Raw genomic sequence first — 19,124 nt, forward strand, 5'->3', positions numbered from 1 at the left:
CTCTTTTCAAGCATTTTAGGTTTTAATAGCGCCTGACACAAGGCCAGATATAATTTGCTTTTGGAAAAACACAAAAATAATAAACACTGGTAATAAGGATACGACCGAAGCCGCCATTAAATGCCCCCAATTCGTATTGTTTAAGAAACTAAATTCTGCTAGACCAAGGGGAATGGTCCTCATTTCTGGTGACGTTGTTAAAATAAGTGGTGAGAGGAAGTCATTCCATGAATTCAAAAATGTCATAATAACTAATACAGCAACAATCGGTTTCGCTAACGGAAAAATAATTTGCCAAACGATTCGAAATTCAGAAGCCCCATCTACTTTTGCCGCGTAAATTAATTCATCAGGTAATCCTGAAATGTATTGGCGCATTAAGAAAATCCCAAACGGCGTCACAAGAGTTGGTACAATAAGGGCTTTATACGTATCAATCCAGCCAATATTTTGCATTAATTGAAAAACGGGAATCATGGTTACCTGAAACGGAATCATAAAGCTTGTAAGAACCAATATGAAGATCAAGTTTTTTCCTGGAAACGTCATTTTTGCAAATGTATAACCTACCATTGTACAAAAAAACACATTTCCGATTACGATTGAAGAAGAAACAAATAAACTATTCCCTAGGTATCGTGCAAAATTTCCGTTTGCAAGAACAGCGGCATAATTATCAAATGAAGGGTTTCTTGGCAGAATATCTGCAAGTGTTCTTAAAACAACGCCATCCGTTTTAATGGAAATACTGACCATATACAAAAACGGGATTAGCATAACACTTAATGGAATGAACAAAAGAATGAATAGTAATAGTTCTCTTGGTTTGTAATCAAATGCCTTTCTTTTACGCTTCTTACTTGGCGGAATAGGCGCGACCTGTTCCTTCATAAGCAGCGGTGCTTTCGGCTGGTGAGATGGCTGATTCATTAATCTCCAACCCCCTTATTAATACCCATTATTTTTAGCATTAAAAGTGAAATACCCATAATAATAACGAACAGCACATAGGCAGTGGCTGACGCTGGACCAAATTGGAATTGTTTAAACGCTTCTTCATATAAATAGAATACAATTGTAGTCGTCGCATTTAATGGCCCTCCACTTGTCAACGTATATACTTCTGGAAATACTTGAAACGTGTTGATCGTATTAATGACAATAACGACAATCGCAATTTGACGAATGTGCGGAAGGGTCACATGCCAGAACTGTTTCCACCTTGAAGCCCCATCAACTGTTGCAGCTTCGTATAAATCTTTCGGTATGGACTGTAATCCCGCTAAGAAGATTAACATGTAAAAACCGCAAGACATCCATACGGACAAGCCCATTAACGATGCGAGGGCGGTTCTTGTATCCATTAACCAATTCATCGTTGGTAACTGAAAGAGGTTTAATACCATATTGAGAAAACCAGACGGGGAATACATAAAATTAAACATCATTGAGACAACGATAATAGACGTAACCGTTGGTAAAAAAAAGCCTACTCGGAAAAAGTTTTTAAATGGAATTCGTTGATTGACAGCAAGCGCTAATACGAGTGCAATGGAGACGGTAAATGGGATCGTTCCTACAACATAAATGAATGTATTCAAGAGCGCCCTTCCAAAAACCGGGTCTTGTAGTAAATTACGATAGTTTTCTAACCCAACAAAGTCCATCTCGCCTCGCAAAATTTTTACATCATGAAAACTATAAATAAAGGATTGTATTAATGGATAGACACTAAATACAGCAAATAATAAGAACCAAGGCAACAAAAAGACATAAGCCATCTTGTTACGCTTCATTTCTGTCCAAGTTTGCATCGCTACACCTCCATGAAAAAGGGCATCCCTCGCTTAGTACGAGGGATTTCACTTTTGTTACAGCTCATTTTCAATCTTGTCATGTGCTTGATTTAAAGATTTTTCTGGATCAACATCATTGAGTAATGTCTGTTCAACTGCTTCAACGACATGTCGACTAATTGACTGCCATTCGGTAATCGCTGGAGATGACTTCGCACTTTCTAACTGACCAGCAAAAACAGAAAGCTGTGGATGTTCATCAAAAAACGCATGTTCTTCTACTCCTGGAACGGCTGCAAACATTGAACCAATCCGCTGCATATGATCAAGAGCTTGCTCTTCAGAAGCCACGTGTTGCATCAATTTAAACGCTTCTTCCTTATGATCCGATCCTTCTGGAATAACTAAGATCTCACCTCCAGCAAAACTAGAAGCTGTAGACTGCGCGCCATCAGGAATTGGTGCAACGTCAAAGTTCAGCTCCGGGGCATCTCTCGGAATGGAGAATACACCCCAAGCTCCAGAAAAAGACATGCCGATATTACCAGCTCGGAATTCACTATCAATAACTTCACTTTGAGAAACAAGTGAGTAGTTGCTCATTTCTTTATAAAATTCAAGCGCTTCAATCATTTCTGGAGAATTAATCGTGCTGGCCGTTTGATCTTCATTTAAGACGTCCGCTCCATTACTCCATGCTGTAGCCATAAAATAATGCCATGTTGCTTCTGGTTCACCGGCATGAATACCAAATCCAGAAGCATCTGTATTTTCTTCTATTTGCTTCGCGTATTCGAGCATTTCATCCCAGTTTTCAGGTGGACGGTTAGGGTCCAATCCTGCCTCTTCAAATAAATCTGTATTTATATACATAGCTCGTGACGACATTAGCCACGGCATGCCGTACACTTCATCTTGGTATGTAACGGTATCCCAGTTGACGTGATTGTTGTAAATCGGCTCTACTAAGTCAGATACGTTGGCAAGTACACCCTCTTCTACAAAATTGGCAAACCATGTATCTCCAAGTTCAATGACATCCGGTACCGAGTTTCCTGCAAATGCAGTAGTAATTTGTTCAAGACCGTTATCCCAAGTCAATTGACGTAGGTTAACTTGAATGTTTGGGTTCTCTTCAATAAATGAGTCAATTACTGGATTGATGGTGTTCTCGCCGTTCGGATCATCCTCACCAGTAAAAAACCAAAAATCAAGTGTAATGTCTTCATCGCCACTAGTCGTGCTTCCTTCTTCACTTCCACTATTACATGCAGTAAGCATCATGGTTAAACTACCAAACATCGCCGCATATTTTAGATATTTCTTCATCCTATTAATTCCCCCTAATTAATTTTTCCAATGGACGTATTAATTAAATGTAGGAAGACTAAGCCGTTTGTCCAGTAGAAGATGACGTAATTGTAGTTGATTCGTTTTTAATTGTCAATTAAATTTTTATTTTCTAATATCAATCGCTTCCAAGTGGATTCTTGTATTTATTGTTTTCCGACTTTTTGATATACTAGAAATCAAACATATAAAACCTCATTCCTCTCTTTATTTTCAATTTTAATAGACCTACTCGATTCGCCTTTAATAGATAGAGAACCATTTGAAAGAATGTCACCTTTCTTATTGTCTTTTACGAAAACGATAGTCTATCAATAGTACCCTTCTTTTATCAATTATGTCTCTCACTTACTTTATTCTTCTATCCATTACTTTGTTTAATTGAAACACCTCCATTCTTCTTTCATCCTGTTTTCCTACACTCAAATGGGGCTTTACGACAAAAGATTTACAGGGATAAAAGATAATCCTTTTCAAACACAGCAAAATTTATTATAATGATTACATAATAATAATTATTACCTAATAGTTGATTTTAGGTGATTACAGTTATTTAATTATTCTTTCACGAAAAGGAGACTGATTATGAGCGAGAACAACATTATTTCTGAAGCAAATCACTCAGGTGGAAAATGTCCATTTTTTCATGGCAGTACAACAAATACAACGGTTTCTGGTACACCAGAACGTGAATGGTGGCCAAATCAACTGAATCTTTCTATTCTTCGTCAGCATGATACGAAATCCAATCCAATGAACGAAGACTTTGATTATACAGAAGAATTCAATAAATTGGATTATCATGCATTAAAACAAGATCTGCATGCCTTAATGACCGATAGCCAAGATTGGTGGCCAGCAGATTACGGTCACTACGGTCCAATGTTTATTCGAATGGCTTGGCACTCTGCTGGTACATATCGTACAGGAGATGGGCGTGGTGGTGGTTCTGCTGGCGCGCAACGTTTTGCCCCTTTAAACAGCTGGGCAGACAATGCGAACATTGATAAAGCACGTCGCCTTTTATGGCCAATAAAGCAAAAGTACGGAAATAAAATTTCATGGGCTGACTTATTGTTGTTAACTGGTAATGTAGCCATTGAATCAATGGGTGGAAAAACATTCGGTTTTGGCGGTGGTCGTGCCGACGTATGGCATCCTGAAGAAGATATTTATTGGGGAAATGAAACGGAAATGCTTGGGGATAACCGTTACTCCGGTGATCGTGAATTAGAGAATCCTCTTGCAGCTGTACAAATGGGATTAATTTATGTAAATCCAGAGGGTCCTAATGGTAATCCTGACCCTGTACAAAGTGGACGCGACATTCGTGAAACATTTGCCCGTATGGGAATGAATGATGAAGAAACCGTTGCACTTGTTGCAGGAGGACATACATTTGGAAAAGCTCACGGTGCAGGAGAAGCTGAAAGTCACGTTGGTCCAGAACCAGAAGCAGCTCCGATTGAAGCGCAAGGTTTAGGGTGGTTAAGCTCTCATGGTAGTGGAAAAGGTCGAGATACGATTACAAGTGGCATTGAAGGCGCTTGGACACAAAACCCTACTCAGTGGGATAATGGCTTCTTTGATCTTTTATTTGGCTATGAGTGGGAGTTAACGAAATCTCCTGCAGGTGCACACCAGTGGACACCTGTTAATGTAGAAGAAAAAGATCTAGCTCCAGATGCGGAGGATGCTTCTATACGAGTAAAAACGATTATGACAACAGCAGACATGGCATTACGTATGGACCCTGCTTATGAAAAGATTTCTCGTCATTTTCACGAACACCCTGATGCATTTGCTGACGCATTCGCTCGTGCTTGGTTCAAGTTATTACACCGTGACATGGGCCCTCGTGATCGTTATTTAGGACCAGAAGTACCGGAAGAGATTTTATTATGGCAAGATCCTATTCCAGCTGGAAACTACGACTTATCTGATCAAGATATTGAAGCGTTAAAACAACGCATTTTAGCGACTGACTTAAGTGTGTCTGACCTTGTTGCAACAGCTTGGGCTTCTGCTAGCACATTCCGTGGTTCAGATAACCGTGGTGGTGCAAATGGCGCTCGTATTCGTCTGGCTCCGCAAAAAGATTGGGATGTGTTCCAGAATGAATCCATTACCCATGTTCTTGCTACTCTTGAACAATTACAGCAACAAGTTGATGTGAGTGTAAGTGTTGCGGACCTTATTGTACTTGGAGGAAGTGCTGCTATTGAAAAAGCCGCTAAAGAAGCTGGCTTCGACATTACTGTTCCTTTCACCCCTGGTCGTGGAGATGTAACAGAAGAACAAACAGATGTTGAGAATATCGACGTATTAGAGGTTACTTCTGATGGATTCCGTAATTATCAAAAACAAAAATTCAGTGTGTCAGAGGAAGAATTGCTCGTTGATAAGGCCCATCTATTAAATTTAACCGCACCAGAAATGACCGTATTAATTGGCGGCATGCGTGTTCTTGGTACGAATCACGATGGCAGCAAGCATGGCGTTTTCACTGAACATGTTGGGGCTTTAACAAATGATTTCTTCACAAATTTACTTGATATTGGGATCGAGTGGAAGCCTGTTAAAGGTAACGTATATGAAGGACGTGATCGAACGTCAGGAGAAGTTGTACGAACAGCAACCCGTGTAGACCTTGTTTTCGGTTCGAACTCTATTCTACGTGCGATTTCAGAAGTGTATGCTCAAGACGATAATAAAGGAAAATTTGTGCAAGACTTTGTTGCAGCTTGGACAAAAGTAATGAATAATGATCGGTTTGATGTGAAAGCAAAACAACCTGCTTTAACAAAATAAAAATAAGAGAAAAAAAGCTGTCCCATAGAGTCATTTAGACTGTACATGGGTTCAGCTTTTTATTTTGCCACGTATCTTCACTTTCAGCCTACAAACGTGCAAATGAACATACAACATGAGTGCTCCTCTTTTCCCTTATTGTTTTCAGCAAAAGAGGCTGGGACGTAACGAAAAGTAGTATTTGAAAAGACGAATAGTCTAAAAGATGCTGAGTAGTACCGCTACAGAAGAATCCTTCGCTTTCCGGGGACACGGCCTCAGCCTCCTCCGTGGAAAACCGCCACTCCAGAGTCTTCAGACACGTGCTGATCCCCCAGGAGTCTTTGGATTCTCCTTCCGCTCATGTTCCTATAAAACAAACGACGAACGTTCCTATTTTCAGGAATGTTCGTCGTTTTGGTCTGTCTATCTACTTTTGTCCCAACCTCTATCATTCGCTTACGATTCTGTTGACTTTCCAACGCCTATTCCAAGATAGCCGAAAAGAACGGTTAAGATTGGCGATAAAAAGAGAAAAAAAGCAAAAGGAATGTAATCCATAACCGCTACACCTAATGTAGACGCAAAGAAAGCACCACTAACTCCCCACGGTATAAGTGGATTAACAAGTGTACCTGCATCTTCAAGGGTTCTTGATAAATTCTTTTTTGCGATATTCAAGCGTTCATAATGCATTTCAAATGCTTTACTAGGTAGCAAAATAGATAGGTATTGCTCGCCAGTTAACGCATTTACACTAATGGAAGAGGCCGCCGTTGCACCGATAAGATTTCCTCTATTTGATAGAAATGAACGAAAGAACTCCAATAACCCATCAATTAATCCGATTCGTTGAATTAGACTACCAAGCAAAAGTGCAATGATGACGAGGGAAATGGACCACATCATTGATTGTAAACCACCAGCATCTACAATCGCATTAATTGCATCGTTTCCTGTTTCTAAGATGAAGCCATGCTGTACAACAGTGAACCATTCACTAATAAGCCAATTTCCTTGAACAAGACCTACCGTTAACAAACCGGTTAAAATCCCTACCACAAGAGCTGGCACTGTCGGAAAGCGAATGAACGCGAGAATCACAACAATTAGTGGAGATAAAAGCGTTAAAAAACTAATGGAAAAAGACGCATCAAGTGTTGTTAGCATTTCTTGAATCCCTTCTATAGTAGTCGTTGAGTAAGAACGACCAATAAAAAAGAAAATAATTAAGGTAATGATGAAACTTGGAATTGTTGTCCACATCAGATGACGAATGTGAACAAAGAGGTCTACCCCTGTTACGCCAGACGCCAGATTTGTTGTATCTGATAAAGGCGACATTTTATCTCCGAAACAAGCACCACAAATGATAGCACCTGCAGCCATGGCTGGGTTTACTCCTAACGCTAAACCAATTCCCATCATCGCTACGCCAACTGAACCGATCGTTGTAAAAGAACTGCCAGTAAAGCTTGATACGATCATGCAAATCATAAGCGCACTCACAGCAAACCATTCTGGTGTTATAAATGTAAGTCCATAAAACAAAATAGTTGGAACCGTTCCACTCATCATCCAAACAGCAATGACAATCCCGACTAACGACAAAATAATAATCGCTTTTGTTCCGTCTGTCACGCCTTTTATCATGGCTTTTTCAAGTTGATCCCATTTAATATTAAGAAAAAGACCAATAATACTTACAACAACGAGACAGATTAATAGCGGAATATGTGGCTCAGCTTGAAAAGCTGTCATGCTTGTAATGATAAGCGCCATCATCAACGCTAGTAACAAAACAGATGAGCCAATCGATAACTTCTTTTCCATCTATTGTATTCCTCCTACTTCCCTATAAACACTTTATCGCTTTTATGCTTTTATGCAATAAAGTTACTAAGTGTTTATCTTAACGAACCTTTTTCCATTCGTCAATAGCCTTTCTTCGGTACAGTTTTCCGCAAAAAGAAAGAAATCCCTGCTTTTCCTTTATAATAATCTAAGATTCTCTTACTCAATAGAGCCTAATCCGATTAAATATAAAGGACAGAGGGTATAACAATCGTTAGCACATGTAAGGAGGAAACGAATATGGCAAACAAACCGGTCATTGCGATAAGTGGAGCTAGTGGCTATATTGGAAAGAACTTAATGAATCAATTGAAAGATAAGGCCCATATTATCGCTTTGTCTCGCTCCATAGAACACAAGGAAAATACTAATGATCTCACATGGAGACAAGCCGACTTATTTTCTCTTGGCGATGCAGAATCTGCTTTAGAAGGAGTGGATTACGCTGTCTATCTTGTACATTCCATGTTGCCATCCGCACGTTTAACACAAGCAAAATTTGAAGATATGGATTTTATCCTTGCTGACAATTTCGCTCAAGCTGCTTCGAAAAATAATGTCAAACAAATTATTTATTTAAGTGGCATTCTACCTGAAAACGAAAAAGAGCTTTCACGACATTTAGAAAGTCGTCGTGAAGTAGAAATGGTTCTTAATGCTTATAATGTCCCTGTTACGACCGTACGTGCTGGCCTCATCGTTGGACCTAGTGGCTCCTCATTTCCAATTGTGAAGAAATTGGTGAAACGGCTTCCGTTTATGGCGCTTCCAAAATGGACAAGACAAAAAACACAGCCAGTTGCGTTACCAGATGTTCTCCATGCTTTAGATGGATCCATTGGTAACGAAGACGTTTCTGGACGTTCGTTTGACGTTGCTGGTCCTGAAGTAATGACGTACCGAGAGATGATGATCGAAACGGCTGATGTAATGGGTAAAAAACGCTCTATGCTAAATGTTCCTTTTATGTCTGTTAAGCTATCAAGATTATGGGTATCAGTAACAACAGGAACGCCAAAAGAAATGGTGTACCCGTTAATTGAAAGTCTAGTTCATCCAATGGTTGCTGAAGCGTCACGTATGCATCCAGATCTTAGTTACGGTAAAACAACTTTTCGCGATGCTGCTCTCGCTGCAATTGAAGAAGAAAATAAACAATCAAAAAAGCCTACTACGAGAAAGAAAAAAGAAGCCAAAACGATTGCCGACGTCCGATCCATTCAACGTGTACCGCTTCCAGAAGACCATAGTGCTGAGTGGTTAGGTCGTTATTATTTACAATGGCTAGAAAAACAAGGCCGCCCTTTTCTCAGCGCCAAAAGTGACCAGCCCGACAAAACATCCATTTATTTACTGAATAAAAAACTGCTTGAGTTCACTTATGCTAAAGAACGAAGCCATAAACAACGCGCCCTTTATTATATAACAGGAGGCGCCTTCGCTAATGTTAATGCTGAACCCGGTAGAGGTCGAATGGAATTTCGCAAAATTCCATATAAAAATGAATGTATGATTGCTATTCATGAATACCAACCTTCACTCCCGTGGATCCTTTATACATTAACACAGGCGAAAATGCATATATGGGTCATGTTTTTATTTAAACGGCATTTACAACGGATGATTAGAACAAATCTACTCCTTTCAGAAACACATGAGCAGTTTCTTTTAAATCGTCCTAAATGATTGCTATACTAGAAGTATACTGATTTCGGAGGTGTTTTTATGCCGACAGAACAAGAGTTAAGAGAAACAAAAGATCGTGTGATGGCTGAGCTCGAAAACGTCATCGACCCTGAACTCGGCATTGATATCGTCAATTTAGGTCTTGTATACGATGTTCATTTAGATGAACACGTTAATGCTGAAATTGAGATGACGCTAACGGCTATGGGCTGTCCCTTAGCAGGAACGATTGTATCAGATGTTAAAAACTCTCTTAAAGAACTTCAAGAATTAGGTGAGCTTGGCGACGTTGAAGTCAACATTGTTTGGAGCCCACCTTGGACAAAGGATAAAATGTCTCGATATGCGAAGATTGCATTAGGCGTTACCGACTAACCGAACAAGCGTAGTCTCCATTCGACTACGCTTGCTATTTATCCCCTTCTAAAGAACCTCTATTTGTAAAATGCGAGAGAGGAAGATGATTCCATCTTCCTGCAAGAATTTCTTTTATATCTTTCATCGCAGTCGAATGAGGTACCGTCTCTCCTTCTTTTTTTGTATAAAGCTCAGCAATATAAAACGGTTGAGTAAAGAAAGCCTCCAGTCGTTCACCTTTCTTAAAATTACTCTCTTCTTCCTTAGGTAAAAACTCGAACCCTTTTTGTGAATATAAGATACGCATCTCTCGGTATCGGCGTATGTATTTTTGAACTTGCTTTTGAACACTTAAATCTTTTGACTCATTTAAACTCTCATCGGAAAATGAAAATAGTGGATGGATAGCTGGATAATATTTTTTTGCAACTAGCTCCATATCAAAACTCCATATCATATCTAATGGTCCAAATGGCAAATCTTCATCAACCGCTTCTCCTCTTAAATCCACTAACACAACCGTTAAACTTTTTAAATTTTTAGCTGTGTCATGTTCTTTAATGTAAGTTAAATCACCAGCAAGGACATGTGCTCGATCCATAAGAATAATAAGATCTTCATCAACAAGATTTTTATCTATTAATTCAACCGCACTTTCTTTAGAAGATGCTAACATTTCAGATTCATTTTGAACTTCCATTAACCCAGGAACATTATCGGAGGAATGTAAAAGCATCGTCTTAAATCCTTGCTTTTTTAAACGTAGAAAAACTTCCGCCACTAAGATAAGCTGCCCCATCTCTTTACGAGCTAAAAGCCCTATTACACTCCCTTTTTTTAGAGGAGCAAAAAAATCAATAGCTTTTATTCCAGTTTCCACCAAATTTAATTTATCATCAGATAGTACTAAATCATCTAGAAGACAGTTTGCCAAACTTGCTAACTTTACAAGGGTCTGAACTTCCGCTTTTTCAAGAGGAATTTTTCCAGTACATAAGTTAGATACCGTGGCAGGCCGTAAACCGACTTCTTTTGCAGCAACTGTTAAATTCGGTACTTTTTTTCGCAATAATGCAACATTTAAACGCAAATTCATATTCTCAGTTTTATACCTTCCTCAACTTTTCCTTTATTAACGATGCGTGAACACCTTTTTTGCCGTTTACAATTTGTGTAATGCTCAAATTAACGGCTAAAGATCCCCACAAACTTGCTTCAACTTTTGTCATCGAATATAGTTCTTGCATCCATTCTAACATATCATTCAATGCTAACCACATCGCTTCTTCTAGGTCTTCGTGAAATGCTAATGTGATATACTCGTCTTTCGTTACTATCCTAGGTCTTTTTAAAGATTGGCTTTTTAGTACATTTATTTGAAGGTGAATCTTGTCCATAGGACACTCTAGTGCCGGTCCACTAATTTCACCATTACCTTGAACTGCATGACCATCTCCAACAGATAAAAGTCCACCTTCTACTTCAATTGGCAAATATAACGTACTTCCTTTTCCTAATTCTTTACAATCAATGTTTCCTCCGGTTTCTCTAGGAATAAAGGTAGAGTGAAATCCTTTTTCTTTAGGGGGCATTCCAATAATACCTATGAAAGGAGAAATGGAAATAGCCCTATCGAATAACCCGAATTGGCTTTTAGCTATCATTTTATCAAGATCTAAGTGAAAGTCATATAAAACTTCTTTTTGATCCTCAATAGCTAAACGTTTATTCCATTCACTTTTAAAGCCCCCTGCTGAAGCCCATCCCCAATCAGATGGTTTTAACTCAATAATTTCCAGTTCAAGCACATCCCCAGGCTTCGCACCTTCAATCCATACTGGACCAGTCAATGCATGTCCAAAAAAAGGTGCTTGTTTTTCTGGTAGTAAGTCTGTCCAGCGTTTCCTTGCATCTCCAGCTGATTTACGCTTTTCTTTTCCCCAACCAGAGTCTAATGTTTTAAAAACTATCTGGTCACCTGATTGAATCGACAGCACTGTTTCCAAATCGCGATTAAATGCATTATGAAGTGATTCTTTACTCGGGTTTACATAATGAACAGTCATAATAACCTCCTTTTACTTTATAGAGTAATTTTAATTACTTATAAAGTCAAATATTTTCTGAAAATAATAAGTTTTCATTACGTTTTTTGCTTGATCTCTTAATCGATTACCATTTATTATTAAATAAGCATCAAAAAAACTTGTTAATAAAACCTCTAATGAGAGATTCTACTAACAAGCTAGTCGTTTACGTGCATGATTTAGCATGTGTTACTGTTTTTTGTAAAAACTTCGCTATTTCTAACATCCCATATTGGTCTGCTCGCTCCTCGGCTTCTCCATTGTAGTTCGTATTAGTATTAATGTCATACGTATAGAAAACACCATCTTTATCTTTGATGCATTCAATCCCTGCTATTTGGATGCCATTACGCTGAAGAACGCGTTTATAATCTTTAATAAAAGGTTCAGAAAAAGTTGGATCGATCACAAATTTTGAACTTGGCTCTTCTCCCACTGGACAGTAAAGATTTTCAATAGAGCATGCATCGGCTGGACATAGTTCAAAGCCGTCAGACGTGTTCACTTTCACAGCATAAATGAATTCACCACCAACAAATTCACATCTAGTAATATACGGCTCTTCTGATTCAATATATTGCTGCAACAATGTGATGCCATCAACAGGTTCTTCAAATCCATCACTATCAAGATACGTTCTTAATGCTGCTCTTGATTGAAACAACTGCACACCAAGTCCTTTTCCAGCTCGATTGTGCTTTGTAATAAAGGGCTCATTTTCAAATGCTTTGCTTGCTTCAAATAACGGTTCTTTTCCTACTGCCACAATTGTTTTTGGTGTTTTTATGCCTTCCTTCTCTAATTCTACATACTGAACAACTTTACTTAATTCTAATCGCAATGCACGCGAATCGTTAATGACCGTTCGACCATACTGCTCTAGCCAGACGAGTACAGCGCTAGTTAGTTCTGGTGCAAATCGATGACCTCGTGTATGGGACGATGCGCTCATACGATTATAGAAAATCCCTTCAGGTGGTTCCTCTTGCAGGTTAATGGAACCAGAAGATAAGTTCCAGTTCTCGTATGGGGCACCTAATTCTTCTAGCCGATTAAACAATGGCGCTGACCATTCTTCATTTTCATGAATGACATAAATCTTCATCTAGTAGTCCCCTTGCTATTCAGGTTTAGTTTGTATACAGTTATGATAGCAATTACAACTAAACGTGACAATAAAAAGGTGCTGTATTCCGATGAATAAACAAGAAATTAGAGAACAAGTTTGGGAACAAATGATGGATGAAAAAGTAGCACGTTTTCCTTTTCCTATTAAAGGACGTATTCCAAACTTTAAAGGCGCTGAATCTGCTGCAGAGTGGATCCGTCAAACCGATCTTTATAAACAAGCATCCATTATTAAAGTTAATCCTGATTCTCCCCAACTACCATTAAGAGCAGCCATTTTGGCTGATGGGAAGATCTTATTTGTGCCCACACCACGATTAAAAGATGGCTTTATTCAAGTGAAACCAGAATGGGTTCCACCAAATGAATACCGAAAAGCAGCTAGTTTAACGCATATAAAATCGTATGGAAAAGTCATTCCCCTCAAGGATTTACCCCAAATCGACTTGATGGTAATGGGCTCTGTTGCTGTTGATCGAAAAGGACGTCGCATTGGCAAAGGTGCCGGATATGCAGATCGAGAATATGCTATCCTAAGAGAACTTGGTCAAAAAGAAATGCCTGTTTTTACAACGATTCATTCCTCACAGTTAATAGAATCGGACCTCCCACTCAATCCATATGATGTTACGATGGACTACATCGCCACAGAAAAAGAACTTATTCCAATCCACAGCACTCATCCTAAGCCGACTGGTATCTTATGGGATCAAGTACCTGATTCTGATTTATCCGATATGCCTATTCTACAAGAATTAAAGACGCTAAAAAACAGCTGACTATCGTCGGCTGTTTAATGCTTCATACCACTCATCTAATTGTTTATTTGACGGTGCATTAACGTAAATTTCTTGATCTTGAAACTGCAAGTGTAAGTAGTCTGACTCTGTTCCTTCTTTAAAGACTAATACTCGTTCTCTGTCATGTTGTCGTCGAAAATGGCCTTTCGACACATCTAGTGTACCGATACCATTTAATCTTGTCATAGATGGGCGCTCTTTTATTTTTTCAACACTGACAAGCTCAGTAATTGGCCATTCTGAACCGTAGGGACCAGTAATTTCAATTGAATCGTCATGTATGAGTAAATCATGCGTTTGTGCTCCTATGAAAAAGACGCTCCCGGCAATGATCATCGTGACCGTTGTGATCCCACCATTTATTAAAAAAGCACGCTTACGCTTTTCTTCCACTTCATATCGTGACAAATAAGTTAATCCACCAAGGAGAGACACTAAATAAATAAGCAATTGGAATGGGAACGCTCCTGGAACAGATAGCAAAACAGGAATGAGTAAGAGCAGAAGCAGTACACTCGTCCATAGCACGAGAATGACTTGCTTTCGCGGCAAACCGTTTTCTAACAATTTCTCCTGATCTTCTTTACTTCTCGTTCCAAAGCTTGATAAATACTGATATTTTTTTGTTTTTAGTAAAACGATACTAAAAACAATCATTAGGATTCCAACAACACCCATAATCGTTCCATACACTACCAACCTTCTCACCCCTCTTTTTAAACGTCTTCTACGAACGAATAGGCTAATTTGTTTCAAAAGTGTTTTACGAAGGGAACAACACACTTAAGATAAGACATAATCAAAACTGTTTAAAATAGAATGAAACGCGTTGACCGTAAGATGGGGAATGATCCTTCCTAGTTTTGTGTGTCGACGATTCTCGAAATTTTTCACAGAAGCTTTGGATTCAATTCTCTTTACTACTAAGATTGCTCATCCTCTTTACACTTCAATTATTTATTGTGAAAGGAAACGATGTTTTCCTCTTAATAAGAACTGGCTTTATCATGCTCGTTCTACCATAACCATCTTTGTTTTTACATTTGTGTGCCAGTAGCCATAAGAAAAAACTCGTGAACACTTCGGTTACACGAGTTTTTTTATCATTAGTAAATGGCTTAGTCTTCACGTAAAGCGACGTTATGATAGACTTGCTGAACATCTTCTAAATCATCTAATGCATCAATTAATTTTTCGAGCTGTTTCTCGTCTTCTTCCTCTAAAGATAATTCTGTTTGTGGTAGCATAGAAGTCTCAACGAGGTTAAATTCATTCACACCTGCTTGTTTTAACGCTTCTTGAACAGCTTGAAGTTGATCTGGTTCAGCATAAATGATAATAAGATTGTCCTCTTCTATAATATCTCTCGCGTCTAGGTCTGCCTCAAGTAAAAGTTCCAGTGTTTCATCTGCTGTTTTGCCTTCAAATGCTATGACTGCTGTATGGTCAAACATATAGGAAACCGAACCGCTAACGCCCATATTTCCTCCATTTTTCCCAAAAGCAGCACGTACATCAGAAGCTGTACGGTTTACATTATTTGTTAATGCGTCAACGATTAGCATCGAGCCATTTGGACCAAAGCCTTCATATCTCAACTGATCATAATTTTCATCAGCGCCACCTTTTGCTTTTTCTAGCGCTCGCTCGATTATTGCTTTCGGAACATTATAGGTTTTAGCTCGTTCAAGTACAACTTTTAACGCTTGATTGGCTTCAGGATCTGGCTCTCCTTGCTTTGCGACAACATAAATTTCGCGTCCAAACTTTGCATAAACTTTACTCGTATTGGCATCTTTTGACGCTTTTTTTTCCTTAATGTTATTCCATTTACGACCCATGACCTGTCACTCTCTTTCTTCTTAAAGTTCCTTTTTATTATAACGCAAAAGTAGAATTGTGCGTAGATTGCTTTCTTCCTCCCTTTTTATCCTCTATAATCACTTTAAGAAGATAAATGGAGGCGAGAACATGCATGATCAGTCACAAACAGCCAATCATATTATTAAAAGTTATCAGCAAGATGAGCAGATGATGATTCTAGTTTTCTCTCAGTGGTGTATAAATAATGACTACGATCCGGCTGCCCTTTATAGTGAGGCTTATCCAGAGCAAGGAAACAACCACGAACTGAAACAAGCACTGGCTTTAACTGTATCAAAAGAGGAATCAAGCCCTATCGCAACAGAAACAGTAATCAATCTTCTACAGGTTTTTGGCAATGAAGACCTTGCTTATCTCGTCCAAACTTATAGTGAAAAAGGAAGCTAATTAGTTGCTTCCTTCTTTTAATTCTAATCCGACTGGACAATGATCACTACCCATGATTTGTGAGTAAATAACAGCATCCTTTAATTGTGGAGCGAGGGTTTCATTGATTAAAAAATAATCAATCCGCCACCCAATATTCCGCTCTCTCACTTTTGCCATATACGACCACCATGTAAACGATTCATCATCTGTTGGGTAGAAATAGCGATAGGAATCAATAAATCCGTGACTTATTAGTTCTTCTAGCTTGCCACGCTCTTCCGTTGTAAAACCTGCGTTTCCAATGTTGGCACGATTATTTTTTACATCAATTCCTTCTCTAGCAACGTTTAGGTCGCCGCACAAGATCACGGGCTTCTGCTTCTGCAGTTGATCAATATAGGCATTTACCTCTTCTTCCCATTCCATTCGATAAGAAAGCCGGCTTAAATCCCGTTTTGCGTTTGGCGTATACATGGTTATTAAGTAAAATTGCTCATATTCAAGAGTAATAACGCGCCCTTCATCGTCTTGGAAATTCTCCCCTAATCCGTAGTGAACCTTTAAGGGTTTGTGCTTTGTAAAGATAGCAGTGCCAGAATACCCTTTTCTCTCAGCGTAATTCCAGTACTGTTCATAGCCCGGTAGGTCAAGCTCTAACTGTCCTTCTTGCATTTTAATTTCTTGTAAACAAAAGAAATCCGCATCCGCATGATGAAAAAAATCGAGAAACCCTTTTTTTACACATGCGCGAATACCATTCACATTCCATGAAATAAACTTCATTCCTTAACGCCTCTCCTCTTCTATGTAAAAAAGACTGCTTTATTAGCAGCCATTTTATTCTGTTAATGCAATTTCCAAATCCTCTGCCAAGTCTTCTACATCCTCTAATCCGATTGACAATCGAATAAGAGAATCTTTAATACCTAACTCTTGTCGCCGTTCTTTCGGAATAGACGCATGGGTCATTTTTGCAGGAATTGAAATTAAGCTTTCCACCGCACCTAAACTTTCTGCCAACGTAAAATAACGTGTACGCTCGACCGTCTGTAAAGCAAGCTCATTAGATGTTGTTGTGAACGACACAATCCCACCAAACCCTCGAGATTGTAAGGCATGGGTTGCATGCCCCGGATGGTTTACTAATCCAGGATAATAAATCTCATCCACATTCGGATGACGTTGAAGAAATTTCACTAGCTGGCGTGTATTCGTTTCAATTTCCTCCATACGCACACCTAATGTCTTAATACCTCTCATTAAGAGATACGCATCATGAGGTCCAAGAACAGCTCCAGTGGCATTTTGAATGTACGCAAGTTTTGCTGCAAGGGTATCCTCTTTCACAACCACTGCACCTGCAATCACATCGCTATGACCACCTAAATACTTTGTCGCGCTATGAATAACAAGATCCGCTCCGTAGCGTAACGGATTTTGAAAATAAGGCGTTGCAAACGTATTATCAATGATAAAAAGCAGGTCATGTTCGTTTGCTACTTGACCTATTTTACTAAGGTCTGTAATTTTAAGCAAAGGATTTGTTGGTGTCTCAATAAAGACGGCTTTTGTTTCCTTTCGTATTGCTTCTTCTACTGCCGTCACGTCACTTGTATCAACGAACGTAATGGAGATCGTTTCTTTTTCAAGAAACTGCGTAAAAAAACGATACGTACCGCCATAGACATCGTCCGTAATAATGATATGATCGCCAGGTGAGAATAACTTCATGACCGCCGTAATCGCTGCCATACCTGATGCAAATGCAAAACCATGGTCGCCTTCCTCGATATCCGCTAGTAATTGTTCAAGTGCTTCCCTGGTTGGATTGCCTGTTCTTCCATACTCGTAGTGAAATGTTCCGATTTGTGTTTGCTTAAACGTGCTAGAAAGTTGAATCGCTTGATTAACAGCACCAGTTGCTTGATCAATTCCTTTACCACCGTGGATCAGTTTTGTTTTCTGTCTCAAGTCGTATCCTCCTCATAAATCCCTCTACTTAAGTATCGATCTGAGCCATCAGCAAAGATCATCACAATATTTTTCGGAGTTTTCGCTTCTCTCGCCTCTTTTAACGCAGCTTCAAAAACAGCACCTGATGAACTTCCTACTAAAATCCCTTCTTGTTTTGCTAATTCACGGACGCGAAGAAATGCTCGGTCATCTGGAATCGTATGAATACGATCAAATAATGCTGGAACCACATAGTGTGGAATAAATTCCATCCCAATTCCTTCTGTTCGATGGGGTCCGATTGTGCCGCCATCAAGAATTGATCCCTCTGGCTGAACAACAACTGTATCAATGTCTGGGTTCTGTTCTTTTAAATATGCTGCTGTTCCTTGAAACGTTCCACATGACCCTGCACCTGCAAGAAAGACGTCAATTTGACCATTTAGTTGAGCATACAATTCTGGACCAAGTGTTTTATAGTACGTTAACGGGTTTTCTGGATTTTGGAATTGAAGCGGGCAATAGGAATCGCTTATTGTTGCTTCTAATTCTTTCGCTTTTTTTATAGCTCCTTTTATTCCTTCTTCGCTAGGTGTGTTAATGACAGTTGCACCTAAGCCGCGAATAAGTTGTTGCTTCTCTAGACTAAAGGATGTTGGGATGACCGCTATTACATTTACTTCTGTTCCAATTGCTGCTAAAGCTAATGCGATGCCTGTATTCCCTGCAGTTGGTTCAATAATGGTTCCTTTTGGACTAATCTTCTTGCTCTCCAAAGCAGCATTCAGCAATTGTTTGCCTAAGCGATCTTTAATACTTCCACCAGGATTATAGCTTTCTAATTTAGCAAACAAACGCACGTTTTGAGGAATAGGAAACGAACGTAATTCAACAATCGGTGTTTTTCCAATAAGTTCGTGAATATGAAAATGAACTTCCATCCTCTCACCTCATTCGCTCTTGATACTGTATCGTATGTTGGTTGTCTGTGTATGTGCCTATTTTTTCAATTTAATTCGGTACGTGAAATTATTAATTTCATTAAAAAGAACACTTGCCTTCTAGACAAA

At 39.0% G+C, this 19,124-nt stretch carries 17 protein-coding genes; 5 read left to right on the forward strand and 12 right to left on the reverse strand.

The features are described 5' to 3' along the window. Positions 1–15: 15 nt before the first annotated feature. From BK583_RS11710 to BK583_RS11720, 3 genes are read right to left on the reverse strand one after another with little or no spacing between them, the layout of a single operon-like run. Complete coding sequence (locus BK583_RS11710; protein WP_236702369.1) at positions 16–930, reverse strand: carbohydrate ABC transporter permease; 915 nt, start codon at positions 928–930, stop codon at positions 16–18. After that, positions 930–1,814 (reverse strand): carbohydrate ABC transporter permease, encoded by an 885-nt coding sequence (locus tag BK583_RS11715; RefSeq protein WP_038479479.1) that lies wholly within the window; start codon positions 1,812–1,814, stop codon positions 930–932. Before BK583_RS11715 ends, BK583_RS11710 begins: the two co-directional genes overlap by 1 nt. Before the next feature lie 57 nt (positions 1,815–1,871). Next, complete coding sequence (locus tag BK583_RS11720) at positions 1,872–3,125, reverse strand: extracellular solute-binding protein (protein WP_055735885.1); 1,254 nt, start codon at positions 3,123–3,125, stop codon at positions 1,872–1,874. Positions 3,126–3,731: 606 nt separating this feature from the next. Between BK583_RS11720 and katG the strand changes: the two genes are divergently transcribed. Further along, positions 3,732–5,957, forward strand: a complete 2,226-nt coding sequence (gene katG, locus BK583_RS11725; protein ID WP_124741983.1) for a catalase/peroxidase HPI — start codon at positions 3,732–3,734, stop codon at positions 5,955–5,957. Positions 5,958–6,395: 438 nt separating this feature from the next. On the opposite strand, the gene nhaC is transcribed toward katG, so the two are convergent. Then, on the reverse strand, positions 6,396–7,769 hold the full coding sequence (gene nhaC, locus BK583_RS11730; protein WP_055735886.1) for a Na+/H+ antiporter NhaC: 1,374 nt from the start codon (positions 7,767–7,769) through the stop codon (positions 6,396–6,398). Positions 7,770–8,030: 261 nt separating this feature from the next. On the opposite strand from nhaC, the gene BK583_RS11735 reads away from it, so the two are divergent. Next, positions 8,031–9,476, forward strand: coding sequence for an NAD(P)H-binding protein (locus BK583_RS11735; protein ID WP_055735887.1), 1,446 nt, complete (start codon positions 8,031–8,033; stop codon positions 9,474–9,476). A 39-nt stretch (positions 9,477–9,515) separates the two neighbouring features. Beyond that, positions 9,516–9,851 (forward strand): metal-sulfur cluster assembly factor, encoded by a 336-nt coding sequence (locus BK583_RS11740; RefSeq protein ID WP_055735888.1) that lies wholly within the window; start codon positions 9,516–9,518, stop codon positions 9,849–9,851. 34 nt (positions 9,852–9,885) lie between these two features. Here BK583_RS11740 and BK583_RS11745 read toward each other — a convergent pair whose 3' ends face one another. The 3 genes from BK583_RS11745 to BK583_RS11755 form a co-directional block, all read right to left on the reverse strand. After that, on the reverse strand, positions 9,886–10,929 hold the full coding sequence (locus tag BK583_RS11745; protein ID WP_055735889.1) for a P-loop NTPase family protein: 1,044 nt from the start codon (positions 10,927–10,929) through the stop codon (positions 9,886–9,888). A gap of 10 nt (positions 10,930–10,939) precedes the next feature. Further along, a complete protein-coding gene (locus BK583_RS11750) occupies positions 10,940–11,899 on the reverse strand; it encodes an acetamidase/formamidase family protein (protein WP_055735890.1) in 960 nt (319 codons plus the stop codon). Between the two features lie 187 nt (positions 11,900–12,086). Continuing rightward, entirely contained in the window at positions 12,087–13,025 is a 939-nt protein-coding gene (locus tag BK583_RS11755; RefSeq protein WP_055735891.1) for an ATP-grasp domain-containing protein, read from the reverse strand. A 91-nt stretch (positions 13,026–13,116) separates the two neighbouring features. On the opposite strand from BK583_RS11755, the gene BK583_RS11760 reads away from it, so the two are divergent. Beyond that, complete coding sequence (locus BK583_RS11760; protein WP_055735892.1) at positions 13,117–13,827, forward strand: 5-formyltetrahydrofolate cyclo-ligase; 711 nt, start codon at positions 13,117–13,119, stop codon at positions 13,825–13,827. Here the strand turns inward: BK583_RS11760 and BK583_RS11765 are convergent, their stop codons facing one another. Beyond that, positions 13,828–14,541, reverse strand: coding sequence for a DUF3784 domain-containing protein (locus BK583_RS11765; RefSeq protein ID WP_243839539.1), 714 nt, complete (start codon positions 14,539–14,541; stop codon positions 13,828–13,830). A 425-nt stretch (positions 14,542–14,966) separates the two neighbouring features. Then, a complete protein-coding gene (locus tag BK583_RS11770) occupies positions 14,967–15,689 on the reverse strand; it encodes a YebC/PmpR family DNA-binding transcriptional regulator (RefSeq protein ID WP_055735894.1) in 723 nt (240 codons plus the stop codon). A gap of 130 nt (positions 15,690–15,819) precedes the next feature. On the opposite strand from BK583_RS11770, the gene yxiS reads away from it, so the two are divergent. Beyond that, on the forward strand, positions 15,820–16,119 hold the full coding sequence (gene yxiS, locus BK583_RS11775; RefSeq protein WP_055735895.1) for a protein YxiS: 300 nt from the start codon (positions 15,820–15,822) through the stop codon (positions 16,117–16,119). Here the strand turns inward: yxiS and BK583_RS11780 are convergent, their stop codons facing one another. The 3 genes from BK583_RS11780 to BK583_RS11790 are packed head-to-tail and all read right to left on the reverse strand — an operon-like array spanning position 16,120 to position 18,995. Beyond that, positions 16,120–16,884 (reverse strand): exodeoxyribonuclease III, encoded by a 765-nt coding sequence (locus BK583_RS11780; protein WP_055735896.1) that lies wholly within the window; start codon positions 16,882–16,884, stop codon positions 16,120–16,122. A 54-nt stretch (positions 16,885–16,938) separates the two neighbouring features. Beyond that, positions 16,939–18,072, reverse strand: a complete 1,134-nt coding sequence (locus BK583_RS11785; protein WP_038479440.1) for a bifunctional cystathionine gamma-lyase/homocysteine desulfhydrase — start codon at positions 18,070–18,072, stop codon at positions 16,939–16,941. After that, positions 18,069–18,995 carry a PLP-dependent cysteine synthase family protein gene (locus BK583_RS11790; RefSeq protein WP_038479437.1) on the reverse strand — a complete coding sequence of 309 codons (927 nt, stop codon included), beginning with the start codon at positions 18,993–18,995 and terminating at the stop codon, positions 18,069–18,071. The genes BK583_RS11785 and BK583_RS11790 overlap by 4 nt, the downstream gene beginning before the upstream one ends. Positions 18,996–19,124: the final 129 nt, after the last annotated feature.

It is taken from the genome of Shouchella oshimensis, from assembly GCF_002019765.1.
GTDB lineage: Bacteria > Bacillota > Bacilli > Bacillales > Bacillaceae_D > Shouchella > Shouchella oshimensis.